Source organism: Methylobacter arcticus (assembly GCF_050917435.1).
Classification (GTDB): Bacteria; Pseudomonadota; Gammaproteobacteria; order Methylococcales; family Methylomonadaceae; genus Methylobacter_A; species Methylobacter_A titanis.
The window spans coordinates 1,119,006-1,131,165 of sequence record NZ_CP159583.1; the positions used below are offsets into that span (position 1 = coordinate 1,119,006).

Here is a 12,160-nt window from a genome sequence, read left to right on the forward strand (position 1 = left end):
TGTTGGGGATATAGATACTCTGCAAATAATAGAAACTTCGAGCCATAAATCACTAAATTGTAGAGAGCAAGACCATCAGTAACGCACCGATAAACATAACAGCCCGCAATACCGTCGCGATTATTGGCGGCGGCCCCGCCGGATTGATGGCTGCGGAAGTCTTAAGTCAAGCGGGTGTAAAGGTCAATCTATACGATGCTATGCCTTCCGTAGGTCGAAAATTCCTGATGGCTGGAAAAGGCGGAATGAATATTACCCATTCCGAGCCTTTCGACCAATTCCTGTCCCGCTACGGCTCTGGTAAAGCACATATCAAACCGCTGCTGGATGCCTTTGGCTCTGAGGCTTTACGGGCATGGCTGCAGGCTTTAGGTGTTGATACTTTCGTCGGTTCGTCAGGCAAGGTATTTCCAGTCGATATGAAGGCTGCGCCATTATTGCGGGCATGGCTGCATCGATTGCGTGCAGACGACGTGAGCTTTCATATGCGCCATCAATGGCTGGGTTGGGATGATGGCTTGCTGCGGTTTTTAACGCCGGAAGGCGAAAAAAAAGTCAGCGCCGATGCAGTGGTGCTGGCTTTGGGCGGAGGCAGTTGGGCGCGGCTGGGTTCTACCGGTGCGTGGGTGCCGTTGCTGGCTCAACAAGGGGTTGCGGTTGAACCGCTACAGCCTTCAAACTGCGGCTTTGACGTGGAGTGGAGTGAATTTTTTCGCAGCCGTTTTGCCGGACAGCCGTTGAAATCGGTGCTGGCCTCTTTTAGTTCTTCGGCAGACGTTGAATTTTGCCAGCCGGGCGAACTGATCGTGACCGCAGACGGTGTTGAAGGCAGCTTGATTTATAAAATGTCTGCGTTGTTGCGCGAACAGCTTGCGGCAACCGGAACGGCGACGGTTTATCTGGATCTTGCGCCCGGCAAGGACAAACACTATCTGATCGACAGAATCTCAGCGCCGCGCGGTAAGCACACCATGGCAAATCATCTGCGCAAGCGAATCGGTATTGATGGCGTAAAGGCAGGCTTGTTGAGAGAAGTTTTATTGAAAGAAGATTTTGATAATCCGGCTCACCTTTGCGAAGCTATCAAGGCATTGCCGGTTAAACTGGTGGCGCCAAGGCCTATTGACGAGGCCATCAGCACTGCGGGCGGCATTGCCTTTGATGCGCTCGACCCGCAGTTAATGATACGCACCATGCCGGGTGTATTCTGTGCCGGTGAAATGTTGGACTGGGAAGCGCCGACCGGCGGTTACTTATTAACCGCCTGTTTTGCCAGCGGGCGAGTTGCAGGGGAGGGCGCGTTGTCCTGGCTGCAATGTGGCGACTTTGCAGCTGGAAAATTAGTCTCTACCGAAGCGTTGCAAATAAAGTAAAATAGCAACGAAAGAACTACCGGATCAAAGTCTATGTCGAAGAGAAAGGTCGCTAATGTTTTTAATTTTTATCAGGGCAGTGTGTAAGGGCGGCTATGAAAACTCCAAAAAGTATTGAACCGCTAGTGCGGGATGGCCTCGTTGACGAGGTTCTTCGTCCGTTAAAAAGCGGTAAAGAGGCCGCTGTCTACGTGGTATTGTCTGAAGGCGAGATCCGTTGCGCTAAAGTCTATAAAGATGTTAACCAACGCGGTTTTCACAAGCAGGCTCAGTATCAGGAAGGACGTAAGGTGCGAAATAGCCGCCAAGCGCGCGCTATGGAGAAAAACAGCCGATTCGGTCGGCAGCAGCAGGAACAGGTGTGGCAAAATGCCGAAGTCGATGCGCTATACCGTCTTGCAGCTGCTGGTGTGCGCGTTCCTAAACCCTTTAACTTTGTCGAGGGCGTGTTGCTGATGGAGTTGGTCACCGATGAGCATGGCAATGCCGCGCCCAGACTTAACGATCTTGAGTTGGGTCGTGAGCAAGCGCTTGAATATCATGGCTTGCTGATTAAAGAAGTGGTCAGAATGCTGTGTGCCGGACTGGTGCATGGCGATCTTTCCGAATACAACATTCTGGTTGATGCCAGCGGCCCGGTCATCATTGATCTGCCTCAGGCAGTCGATGCGGCGGCCAACAATAATGCAGCCAGGATGCTGGAACGCGATGTAGACAATTTGGCCGATTATTTTGGCCGTTTTGCCCCAGAGCTGCTGACTACCGAGTATGGCAAAGAGATCTGGAAACTCTATGAGAGCGGTGATTTGACGCCACAAGTCGAATTGACCGGCCGATTTAAGTCTAACAACAAAGCGGCTGACGTTGGCAGCATCATGCGTGAAATTGATGATGCCAGAGACGAGGCGATACGCCGCCGCTATGAGCATGAAGATTAACTTATGAGTGATAAGCAACCGGAAAACCCATTGCATGGCATTACCTTAGAAAGGCTGCTGGAAGAGCTGGTAGCCGATTATGGCTGGGCCGAACTGGGCAGGATAATTGATATTAGATGTTTCAATAACGACCCAAGCATCAAATCGAGTTTGACGTTTTTAAGAAAGACACCGTGGGCGAGAAAGCAGGTTGAAGAACTGTACCTGGTTAAAAAAGAAGACTGAATTCTTTGGATTCGGAATTAATAGCCGATGCAGGACTGATGATGAATAATGGTCAATACTGGACGCTGAGTAACAATTTCTGGGGTTAGAAAGTAATAGCTTTTTATAAAAAATGAGGAAATTCAAGAAGAATATTAATCAAGCTGATTTGTTAGAGTTGCTATGGCAATTAGAACAATTAGAGCAAATCAATACGGAATTGAATACGCCTTCGGCGCTCGGGCCTTTGGAGTTAAATTTGAATAATACACGGATAAGCAAAACCAATGCCCCAATGTGGATTCAATCTTCAATAGATTCCTTAATAGAGTTTGATAACTAATGATAGCGTCTACCCTTATTTATTTTTGGATGGATGGGCGGGGAAAATAGCCGTCCTTAAAATGGGTTAAAGCACTCACCCTGCCAATTTCAACAAATCAAACACCACCTTGGCAAAACCAGCTACTCTGGCGGGATCGGATAATAATTGCATCATTTGATTTTGATGCACTTCACTGCTATCCATAATCGCATCATCAACGGCTTTGGTGAAATCTCCCAGCATCGCCTGCTCAGTAGAATTATTGGCGATTTGCTTCATGACCAAGGCATTTTCACTGATTTTATCTCTGATGGTGTACGCGTAATTCACCAGGTCTTTTTCCGTTAAATGATCGGTCATAAAAAGCTCATTCAAACGGCTGATAATCTGCGAAATAAATTCTTCCTGTTTATCTTTAGCTTTAGCCGTACCCAGGCCTTCACCGGGATCAAGTTTATAGTCAGCTGAATCTTCTTGCAGTCTCAAGTCCTGCTGACGAATCACAGAAAGGCGGTAATGGCTGAGTTCTATGCCACTTAAATCGATACCGTCTTCTTCCAATAACGTTTCACGCAATAGGGGGCGTAAATTACGGGCATACAGACTGAGTTTTTCCAATGCCTTATCGTCGTAATCGACAATCTGCGACATAAACTCATAAAAGCGGACAAAAGTGCCCAAATCCTTTTTAAAGATTTCGAGCGCGTCTTTTTCCTTTTTGCATTCCTTAAAGCTATTTTCAGCATTAGCCATCAACACCGCATCGGCAGTCTTCTGGGTACGTTCAAACATAGCCCTGGCTTGTTGATACGCATCAATGGCTGATTTATAACGCTTCTGCCAACGCTCGACCGCTGGTTTGCAAATATTAGCGATTGCCGCAGTACTCTTACTTTTAACAAAGAACGACTCGCAAAATTGTTCAACTTCTTGCCAGGTAAAAATATTGGCAGCACGCAGCTTATCAAATAGATCAAAGACTAAATCAGGGTCAGATACATCCGCTAATTCCGCAGTTTGGTAATACGGCTGAAAGGAATCGAGAATATCCTGTGGCTCATTGAAAAAATCCAACACAAACGTGCCTATTTCGGCTTTACCGGGATAATTACGATTCAGCCGCGACAGCGTTTGCACACACTCCACCCCACCGAGCTTTTTATCCACATACATGGCGCAGAGTTTGGGTTGGTCAAACCCCGTCTGGAATTTGTTGGCCACGATCATCACTTGGTAATCATCAGAATCAAAGGCTTTACGCAGTTCGCGGCCTTTGAGGTTCGGGTTCATATGACTTTCGGTAAACTTCTCGCCCAGCAAGCCTGCAGAATTTGGATCTTTATCAGTAAACTCCACCTCGCCGGAGAAAGGCCGCCATGGCATGGATGTTTTGGTAGCCTTGAGCCACTATGTATTTATCAAAGCCCAATTTGTAGCGCACGGCTTCTTTACGCGAACTGGTGACGACCATAGCCTTGGCTTGACCGCCTAACAGCCCCATCACGTTGTCTTTAAAATGCTCAACAATCACCTGTACCTTTTGTGAGATATTGTAATCATGCAGACGTACCCATTGATTGAGTTTTACCTTGGCTCTTTTGCTTTCAACTTCCTGATCAATACCCTGAATTTTTAACGCCAGGTTATAAGCCACTTTGTAATTGGTGTAGTTTTTTAATACATCCAGAATAAAGCCTTCTTCAATAGCCTGGCGCATGCTGTACACATGGTAGGCTTCGGGCAAATTGTTTTTAGACGGCGCTTCATTCGGATTGGGCAGGCGACCAAACAACTCTAATGTTTTGGTTTTTGGCGTGGCCGTAAAAGCCAAATAACTGACATTAGCGGAAGCGCGGCGTGAGGTGATGGCCGCATCCAGAATATCTTCGGCAGTCACTTCGTCTTCATCACTGCCTTGCGCATCAATCATCAATACTTCTTTTAACTGACGCGCGGTAGAACCGGTTTGTGATGAATGCGCCTCATCGGCAATAATTGCGTAACGCCGCTCTTTTAAGCTGACACTGTTCTCAATGGCTTTTAACACATGGGGAAAGGTTTGAAGGGTGACGATAATAATCGGTTGCGAATTTTCCAGTGCAGCGGCCAGTTTTTCGGATTTTGAGCCATCGCCCTCTTTATTATTGATGCGTCCTACAACGCCATCGACATGCTCAAACTGATAGATGGTATCTTGCAACTGGTCATCCAATACCGTTCGGTCGGTCACGATAATGACTGAGTCAAATTGTTTGCGACCCACCGCATCATAGAGTGACGATAACTGATGCGCTACTCAGGCAATGGAATTGGATTTACCGGAACCGGCACTGTGTTGAATCAGGTATTTATGACCGGGGCCTTCGCTACGTGCAGCCTCCACCAGCTTGGTGACCACATCCCATTGATGATAACGGGGGAAGATCAGGGCTTCTTTTTTGTACTTGCGTCCTTCCCAGTCTTCCTTTTCTTCGATCTGCAAATGCACAAAGCGGGCAAGAATATTGAGCAGGTTAGTCGGCAGCAACACTTCATTCCATAAATAATCGGTGGCGTATCGATTAATATCTTCCGGCACATCGTTACCGGAACCACCGTTTTGAGTGCCTTTGTTAAACGGTAAAAAGTAGGTATCATCGCCTTCCAAACGGGTCGCCATATACACTTCATATTGGCTGACGGCAAAATGCACCAACGCCCCGCGTTTAAAACTTAATAACGGCTCCGGTTTTTTGGTCGCCGGGTCGACAGGCAAACGGGTGGTTTCATATTGCTTGATGGCATTATGTACCGCCTGCTTAAATTCTGACTTTAACTCCAAGGTCGCTATCGGCAAGCCATTGACAAACAACACCAAATCAATCCGCCAGGCTTTTGCTTTTGCGCCAGTTTCAGCCAAGTGAGCTTCGTTTGCCCACGGGCTATAAACCAACTCGGGCACAACCCGGCAACGGTTTTTTCGGTAACGTAACAAAGTTTCCGGGTTTAAATCATGCTCGGGCTTAAACTGGCACAGACTAAAGCGAGTGCCACGGTCACGCAGTTCATGGCGCAACACGCCTAAAGTGCCAAAGGTACGCATCTCTTTATTGGCGGCATTCGGGTCGGCTTTATTCAGTTGCGTGGCGACACGCTCTAAAAACTTTTCTTCGGGGTTACTCGGATAAAGGCCGCAGAATTTTTGCCACTGGGCATCTTGCGTCTCTTGCACAAAACCCAACAAATCTTCTGGATACAAAGCCAGTTCACGGTTGTAGTTTTCAGCCTTGCCCAATAACCAGCCGTTGGCGACCAAATGACCAATCATGTCGTTTTGAAAAGGTAACTCGTTGGCTTTACTACTCATATTATTATTCCATATCGTTTTTGGGCTTCCCGTTTTTGCATCGGAAGTAATACACCCATTACTTCGGTTTGGCTGCCTCATAAAAAAGACGAACCAACGGCGCATAACGGCCATGCTTCATTGCATGCTCCATCGCAACGTAATACATCGCCCTATTCTCACCGTCAAATACCGGCGGCATTAGCCGGGCATTCAAGCACTGCGCCATCACCAAGGCGCGTCCCACACGGCCATTACCATCGCCAAACGGATGGATCAGAATAAAATAAGCATGGGCTTTGGCAATGGCTTCCAGCGTAACGGCCTTAGCCTCTTTATAAACCCATCGAACCACTTCCTCCTCAATATCTTCCGGTTCAGTGGTTTGCACGCCTTCTAACTGCGCCATCACGCGAATCTGGGTGGAAAAAAAACCGGCATTATCATGAATACCCCGCATAAAATCGGCATGCAAGGTCTTGATGCTCTCTACAGTGATCGGCATCGGCTCGCCATGCTCCACAATTTTCTGCCAAAGCTGCTTATGCGTAATAAAAGCATTAAAGCCTTCAAGAAAAGTCTGCCTGTCCATATTCTTAGGCACGTTCTTTCCATCAATAATGTTATCGAAATCCGCCTTCGCCATGCCGGTTTCAATTTCAATCGTGCCGTAACTCAAACGGCGTAGAAATGGCAGAAACAACGCCTTGTTGTGAGGCATATCGTCCGGCAGCAAAATGGCTTCGAAGCTTTGTTTGGGATCATCCCACTCAGGAATCAAAAAATGCCGACAATACAAAACATCAATATCCAGACGGCACTTGGCAGAAACTGACTCAGGCTTCTGCCGCCAGTTGAGAAGCGTTCTCCTTGAAACGCCAATCGCTTCCGCGAGCTTAGTCGAATAAACCAACGCCGATTGAAGCCGGTCAAGTTTATCTATAGCACCTATATTACTGTATTTCATAATAATTATGATTGTTGCCCATTATTTTCAGTCAGGGTAACAAAAGCGGGAAATACATTCAATATAAATAAATTTGTTTCTCACATCGGGTTCTCAGGCATTTCTAGCCTTTAACCCATCTCATTATTTTGAATCCACTTGCGGCGCATCCTCCCCTTTATAGCATAGTTATCTTTGCCCGTTGTCGCGATAAAGGGTAGGGGCGATCCGGCACGACTGCATGGATGCAGGAGGTAGAGCAACTGCTCCTGCGTTGCCGAGAGCACGAAGTTTTTAATACCTTGAATTAATGCTGTTGTTTGCTCCGTGTCCTTCGTGTTCTCTGTGGTAAATAATTTTTTCAGCTCGATTTGGATAACACTTTCACCGTCTCGGGAGCATGGGAATCCATACTGACTCTGAATGTCATCATGCTTGCGTATGCATTCCCACGCAGGAGCGCGGGAACGAGCGTTGCCCCGTCCGGCTATAATGACTTGTGTAGATAGCTATGCCTTTATAGACCAGCTTATTGTCTTCCCAGACTACCCCATATTGACCGAGTTTTCGCTTCTTTTCCAAGGCATTCGCGACGGCTTCCTTTAATGAACTAAGAATAATCCGGCTTTTTTCAGGCGGTTGTTTTTTAACAGTATTCATAGTCCAGCCTCTTTTAAAATTTATCGTGAATAACATTCCGTTGCGCGCCTTTATTCTAATGCAAAGGTAGTTTTTCGTGCGCCATTTGGCCCCGCAATTATCCAGCATGTAGGCATTGATTATGAGTTCCTTGATAATGAGTCAAAATTATTCGCAAATGGAAACTGATTCATGCCGCTTCTTTACCAAAAAGCACCGTAAAGCCCCGTCGTTCAGGGCGGGGATGTAAGGTGTGCTCTTGATTTTTTTTGACAGAGTAATCGACAAGCCGTATCTTGGAGACCATGAAACCCGTAATCAGAACATTATCAGTCAGAGTCCGCGATAAACACGCCATCGTGTTAAATCGCATGGCGTTTGATGCGAATCAAGTCTGGAACGCCGCTAATGCCTATTCTGATGAATTTTCATGGGTTCCTGTGCCGGAAGTCGGCTACATGAACTTCGGCACCTCCGCGTTTGAGTTGATGAAAGACTTAAAAGGCATCCGCAAAGAACGCGGCATGATCATCGACTCGACGGCGGTTCAAGAAGTTATTGCCGTTCATGCCAAAGCCAGAAAGCAATTCAAGAAAAACAAGCTCAATTGGCGCTGCTCCGGTGGAGCCAGACGCGCATTAGGTTGGGTTCCGTTTAAGTCAGGAGCAGCAAAATGGGTTAACGGTCAAATCCGCTATGCCCGTCAGTATTTCAAGGTCTGGGATAGCTACGGCTTGAGCCAGTTTGATTTTCGTTCCGGCTGTTTTAGCCAGGATTCGCGCGGTCGCTGGTATTTCAATATCGTGGTGCATGTTGATGTTGAAATAAGGCAAGCGGAAGGCGGTCAAATAGGCATTGATCTCGGCTTAAAGACCACAGCCACCTGTTCCAATGGCGATACTTTGGCAAGACAGGATTGCTACCGCAACAGCGAAGCCAAGTTGGGCATCGCGCAACGGGCTAGGGATAAAAAACGGGTTAAAGCGATTCATGCCAAGATTAAGCATAGACGCAAGGATGCGATCCATAAATTCAGCAACAAAGTAGTTAAAGAAAACAGTTTAATTGTCGTTGGCAACGTCAGCGCGTCCGGCCTTGCGAAAACTAAAATGGCAAAGTCCGTTTTAGATGCAGGCTGGGCGATGCTGAAAACACAACTTGAATATAAGTCCATCAGGACGCAAGGCGTGTTTATAGAGGTCAACGAGTCGTACACTACCCAAGCCTGTTCGTGCTGCGGCTGCATAAGCGCCAGTAGTCCGAAAGGTAGAACAGGACTTGGAATAAGAGCATGGACTTGTGCCGAGTGTGGCACAACGCATGATAGAGATATTAATGCGGCAAAGAACATTCTCGCGCTTGGGCATAAGCGTCTAGCGGTAGGAATCCCCGTCCTTTAGGTCGGGGAGGAGTCAATTGTTACTTCATCTATAACCAAAAGTTTCTCTTTTGTAATTCGAATAATTTCAATTTGTTCATAAAGTGGTGGACAAGAAATCATCAACTCTCTAATAGTTTCTTGATTTATATTAGGATCTTTTCTAGTACCTTCAGCACCAACCATCCAATATTGCCTATAAAATTCAACGTACAAATGAAGAAAATTTGGATCAATTTTTTCATTAGGTAAAATTGCACAAACAGCCTGATTTATTGTTGATATAAATTTTAATATTGCATGCTTACCTATTGAACCTGCTCCACCATACATAGCGACTAAAACAGTGTTTTCTGGTAACCAAGAACACGCAGAATCTATTACAGCTTGTTTTGTTATTAATATAGGCGCTTCAAATAGCTCACTATTATTCAAATCTGTTGTTCTAATCCAAGGAATATCGCCATCTTGATAATACGCCTCAAATTTTGAAGTATTCGGTGTACCACCACTTTCTGTTTTAAAAAACCATTTTATTTTAGGCAACGTCCAATGCTCTGGAACGTCACCTAACCATTCAACACCTGAGTCGCGCATGGGGGCATTGGGATTTAAACCTTTGGTGACGGCATGGCTGATGACTGCCTGACGTTTTTCTTTGAGCAGTTTGATGAGCTGTTGTTGTTTTTCGATCAGGCTATCGATTTTGGCGGTTTCGTGATCGAGGAAGTTGGCGATTTTTTCTGACTCAATCTGTGGGACAGGAGTATCCATCAAACTTATGAAATCCCAACTAGCCCTAGGCATTTTTGACCCATAAGTAGATGAATCCACCTGTCTTATGAACTCATCAGTCAATGTGTAATAATTTAGAAACCTAGGGCAAACCTTTACGCTTTTTAAAACAAGAAATTCTGAGGAACAAATACCTGAGAAATCGGCCGACCATGACTTGGCTAAATATGGCCTTAACTTTCCAAACAGCACGTCTCCTTTTGAAAAGGATGTAGATAGGCCTTCAGGGCTTATGTCGTCTTTAACGAGGTACTTGCCATTTCCAGATTCAATATTTTCCATTCCTACATATCTATATCCCGATCCTGTTTCAATCTTTCCACTTTTTAAGATTGCAACATATTTCAGCCTAACGCTTTCCCAATGACTAGGCACAATACCCAACCACTCAACCCCGGAATCCTTATATTCAGCATACGCCTGATATTTCATGAGCGCGATTCTTCAAGAAACGGATTTAACATTTTAACGCCGCTGCGTTCAACATCACGAATATTTCCAGTAACCCGCGTTAAATCATGAACCAAAGCGGTCGCCGCTAAAAATCCATCAATAACCGGCATTTTGTCAGGCACATTGATATATCCCCAACGGTCAGCAATCGCTTGAGTAACCGGCAAAACAAGACGCGCCGATGCTATTTCAATTTGCTTAAGCCAGACTTCTAAAGCGGTTGATGCTTGTAAATCGCGGCGTTTAAGTTGTTCGATACCCTGACGAATTTCCCCCAAGGTTAAAACCGAAATATACAGGCCATTGCTATCCGCATTTGAAAACCAGTTTTGTACACCAACGTTCGCTTTTAAGCCTTTGCGTAATTCCGACAGCACGTTGGTATCGATTAAGAATCCCATGATATTTCCCGCCCATAGTCCAAAGGACGAGCAAAATCTTCATCGCTGCCAACATCGGGCATTGACCCAAGCAGGTTTTTCCAGTGACTGGTATCGTTATCGTTTTTTGTTTTTGAATCATCAACGAGCAACAAAACCCGAAGCGCAACGCCATCGGGAATATCATCAGGAACACGAATGGTATGTTGAAAAGTGGTTGCTTCAAATTCTATGGCTTGCATGCTTGGTTACCTCGTGTATGTAGGGTTGACGCATTTTATATGACTTTGGTTTTTGCTGATAATGGCTATATTGTGTCCCCAAGGGATTTGAGTTAATTGGCCAACAAGCTGTTGGCTAATTACTTTTTCTTGGCTATAAAACACAACCCATTGGCGTATATATTTGATATTGCTAAAAGAAAATTCTTTCATATCAGGAAATTCGGCCATTAAATCTTGGCTTAACTGCTTTAAAAAGCCATCTCCCCAACTCGATTGCGCTTGGCTGAGAACAATCTCTTCCCCTAACTCCCAATAGAATTGCAACAGCGTGGTATTAACCTTAACCACCGCCTTAAGTTGAGTTTGTAAAACCTTTTGCTTGAGGTCTTTTAGCCAATTTTTGTATTCCCTGTTTTGAACCAAGCTAACGTTAGGCAGCATCAGGAATGTACCTCTTGTAGTAACTTCATAATCTCGCCACTGACGGCATCCAAATCGGCATCAATATCCACCAAATCCCTCGGCGGTTGATACTGATAGAAATGCCGGTTAAACGGGATTTCATAACCGACGATGCCTATCTCTTGATCCTTGTGGTCTTTTTTACTGGCATCTATCCAGGCATCCGGTACATGGGGTTGCACTTCTTTAAGAAAATAGGCTTCGTTAATGGCGTTAACGGTTTTTGAGGGATCAAGGGCGACGTTTTCATTATCGCGCAGATCACTATCGGCCTGGTATTCCAGCACTTGGCCGTTGATGGCAAACAAGCCGTAAAGTGGATTGGCTTTATGTTCAGGATGAACGGTATGCCGTGGCGGCATGGATGCCGAGGAACGGCTATGGATTTTCTTGATGACTTTTTCGGCAACCGGGTTTTTCCAGCTCACCGCCGATTTAAGCTGTTTTTTTTCTTTGGCATCCAAGGCAAGTGTTGATTTTTTACCGGCGGTGTTCAGGGTAGCGTCAAAACCGTTCATGTCATCGTATTGCGCTGTGCCTATCGCTTGTTGCAGTTGCCGAGCTTTGAGCAGCAGGTTTTTTTGATCCAGCCAGGTTTTTCGTTCAAGCAAGTCTTTGATTTGTTTTTCTTTAAGTTCGGTAAAATGGATTTTTAGATGCTTGCGAATGGCATCGCCGTGTTCGGTTAAGTCACCGTAGTATTTACAATCGGGTGCAT

14 protein-coding genes are annotated in these 12,160 nt (G+C 45.7%); 4 read left to right on the top strand and 10 right to left on the bottom strand.

Annotated features, from left to right (window positions below; genetic code table 11):
• Positions 1-146 precede the first annotated feature (146 nt).
• The 3 genes from ABXJ76_RS05470 (at position 147) to ABXJ76_RS05480 (ending at position 2,536) form a co-directional block, all read left to right on the top strand.
• On the top strand, positions 147-1,373 hold the full coding sequence (locus ABXJ76_RS05470) for a TIGR03862 family flavoprotein (RefSeq protein ID WP_432744900.1): 1,227 nt from the start codon (positions 147-149) through the stop codon (positions 1,371-1,373).
• Positions 1,374-1,468: 95 nt separating this feature from the next.
• Positions 1,469-2,311, top strand: a complete 843-nt coding sequence (locus tag ABXJ76_RS05475) for a PA4780 family RIO1-like protein kinase (protein WP_432744902.1) — start codon at positions 1,469-1,471, stop codon at positions 2,309-2,311.
• A gap of 3 nt (positions 2,312-2,314) precedes the next feature.
• Positions 2,315-2,536 (top strand): VF530 family DNA-binding protein, encoded by a 222-nt coding sequence (locus tag ABXJ76_RS05480; protein ID WP_432744905.1) that lies wholly within the window; start codon positions 2,315-2,317, stop codon positions 2,534-2,536.
• 397 nt (positions 2,537-2,933) lie between these two features.
• Here ABXJ76_RS05480 and ABXJ76_RS05485 read toward each other — a convergent pair whose 3' ends face one another.
• The 5 genes from ABXJ76_RS05485 to ABXJ76_RS05505 form a co-directional block, all read right to left on the bottom strand.
• Positions 2,934-4,223, bottom strand: coding sequence for a type I restriction enzyme subunit R domain-containing protein (locus ABXJ76_RS05485; RefSeq protein ID WP_432744908.1), 1,290 nt, complete (start codon positions 4,221-4,223; stop codon positions 2,934-2,936).
• On the bottom strand, positions 4,183-5,070 hold the full coding sequence (locus ABXJ76_RS05490) for a DEAD/DEAH box helicase family protein (protein ID WP_432744911.1): 888 nt from the start codon (positions 5,068-5,070) through the stop codon (positions 4,183-4,185). The genes ABXJ76_RS05485 and ABXJ76_RS05490 overlap by 41 nt, the downstream gene beginning before the upstream one ends.
• Before the next feature lie 66 nt (positions 5,071-5,136).
• Complete coding sequence (locus ABXJ76_RS05495) at positions 5,137-6,186, bottom strand: type I restriction endonuclease (RefSeq protein WP_432744914.1); 1,050 nt, start codon at positions 6,184-6,186, stop codon at positions 5,137-5,139.
• A gap of 58 nt (positions 6,187-6,244) precedes the next feature.
• On the bottom strand, positions 6,245-7,132 hold the full coding sequence (locus ABXJ76_RS05500; protein ID WP_432744917.1) for a Fic family protein: 888 nt from the start codon (positions 7,130-7,132) through the stop codon (positions 6,245-6,247).
• 408 nt (positions 7,133-7,540) lie between these two features.
• The gene (locus tag ABXJ76_RS05505; RefSeq protein WP_432744920.1) at positions 7,541-7,771 is read right to left on the bottom strand and encodes a hypothetical protein; all 231 of its coding nucleotides are present in this window, start codon (positions 7,769-7,771) and stop codon (positions 7,541-7,543) included.
• Positions 7,772-8,055: 284 nt separating this feature from the next.
• On the opposite strand from ABXJ76_RS05505, the gene ABXJ76_RS05510 reads away from it, so the two are divergent.
• On the top strand, positions 8,056-9,150 hold the full coding sequence (locus tag ABXJ76_RS05510) for an RNA-guided endonuclease InsQ/TnpB family protein (protein ID WP_432744922.1): 1,095 nt from the start codon (positions 8,056-8,058) through the stop codon (positions 9,148-9,150).
• On the opposite strand, the gene ABXJ76_RS05515 is transcribed toward ABXJ76_RS05510, so the two are convergent.
• From ABXJ76_RS05515 to ABXJ76_RS05535, 5 genes are read right to left on the bottom strand one after another with little or no spacing between them, the layout of a single operon-like run.
• Entirely contained in the window at positions 9,147-10,355 is a 1,209-nt protein-coding gene (locus ABXJ76_RS05515) for a restriction endonuclease subunit S (RefSeq protein ID WP_432744925.1), read from the bottom strand. The two genes, ABXJ76_RS05510 and ABXJ76_RS05515, sit on opposite strands and share 4 nt — an antisense overlap.
• A complete protein-coding gene (locus ABXJ76_RS05520; RefSeq protein WP_432744928.1) occupies positions 10,352-10,777 on the bottom strand; it encodes a type II toxin-antitoxin system VapC family toxin in 426 nt (141 codons plus the stop codon). Before ABXJ76_RS05520 ends, ABXJ76_RS05515 begins: the two co-directional genes overlap by 4 nt.
• Positions 10,765-10,998: a hypothetical protein gene (locus ABXJ76_RS05525; RefSeq protein ID WP_432744931.1), complete on the bottom strand. Its 234-nt coding sequence runs from the start codon at positions 10,996-10,998 to the stop codon at positions 10,765-10,767. The genes ABXJ76_RS05520 and ABXJ76_RS05525 overlap by 13 nt, the downstream gene beginning before the upstream one ends.
• Before the next feature lie 6 nt (positions 10,999-11,004).
• On the bottom strand, positions 11,005-11,421 hold the full coding sequence (locus ABXJ76_RS05530) for a DUF1016 N-terminal domain-containing protein (RefSeq protein WP_432744934.1): 417 nt from the start codon (positions 11,419-11,421) through the stop codon (positions 11,005-11,007).
• Positions 11,421-12,053, bottom strand: coding sequence for a hypothetical protein (locus tag ABXJ76_RS05535; RefSeq protein WP_432744937.1), 633 nt, complete (start codon positions 12,051-12,053; stop codon positions 11,421-11,423). The genes ABXJ76_RS05530 and ABXJ76_RS05535 overlap by 1 nt, the downstream gene beginning before the upstream one ends.
• Positions 12,054-12,160 lie beyond the last annotated feature (107 nt).

Coding starts and splice junctions, on each gene's coding strand:
- ABXJ76_RS05470 (WP_432744900.1), top strand. CDS start 147: ATGGCTGCGGAAGTCTTAAGTCAAGCGGGTGTAAAGGTCAATCTATAC.
- ABXJ76_RS05475 (WP_432744902.1), top strand. CDS start 1,469: ATGAAAACTCCAAAAAGTATTGAACCGCTAGTGCGGGATGGCCTCGTT.
- ABXJ76_RS05480 (WP_432744905.1), top strand. CDS start 2,315: ATGAGTGATAAGCAACCGGAAAACCCATTGCATGGCATTACCTTAGAA.
- ABXJ76_RS05485 (WP_432744908.1), bottom strand. CDS start 4,223: ATGCCATGGCGGCCTTTCTCCGGCGAGGTGGAGTTTACTGATAAAGAT.
- ABXJ76_RS05495 (WP_432744914.1), bottom strand. CDS start 6,186: ATGAGTAGTAAAGCCAACGAGTTACCTTTTCAAAACGACATGATTGGT.
- ABXJ76_RS05500 (WP_432744917.1), bottom strand. CDS start 7,132: ATGAAATACAGTAATATAGGTGCTATAGATAAACTTGACCGGCTTCAA.
- ABXJ76_RS05505 (WP_432744920.1), bottom strand. CDS start 7,771: ATGAATACTGTTAAAAAACAACCGCCTGAAAAAAGCCGGATTATTCTT.
- ABXJ76_RS05510 (WP_432744922.1), top strand. CDS start 8,056: ATGAAACCCGTAATCAGAACATTATCAGTCAGAGTCCGCGATAAACAC.
- ABXJ76_RS05515 (WP_432744925.1), bottom strand. CDS start 10,355: ATGAAATATCAGGCGTATGCTGAATATAAGGATTCCGGGGTTGAGTGG.
- ABXJ76_RS05520 (WP_432744928.1), bottom strand. CDS start 10,777: ATGGGATTCTTAATCGATACCAACGTGCTGTCGGAATTACGCAAAGGC.
- ABXJ76_RS05525 (WP_432744931.1), bottom strand. CDS start 10,998: ATGCAAGCCATAGAATTTGAAGCAACCACTTTTCAACATACCATTCGT.
- ABXJ76_RS05530 (WP_432744934.1), bottom strand. CDS start 11,421: ATGCTGCCTAACGTTAGCTTGGTTCAAAACAGGGAATACAAAAATTGG.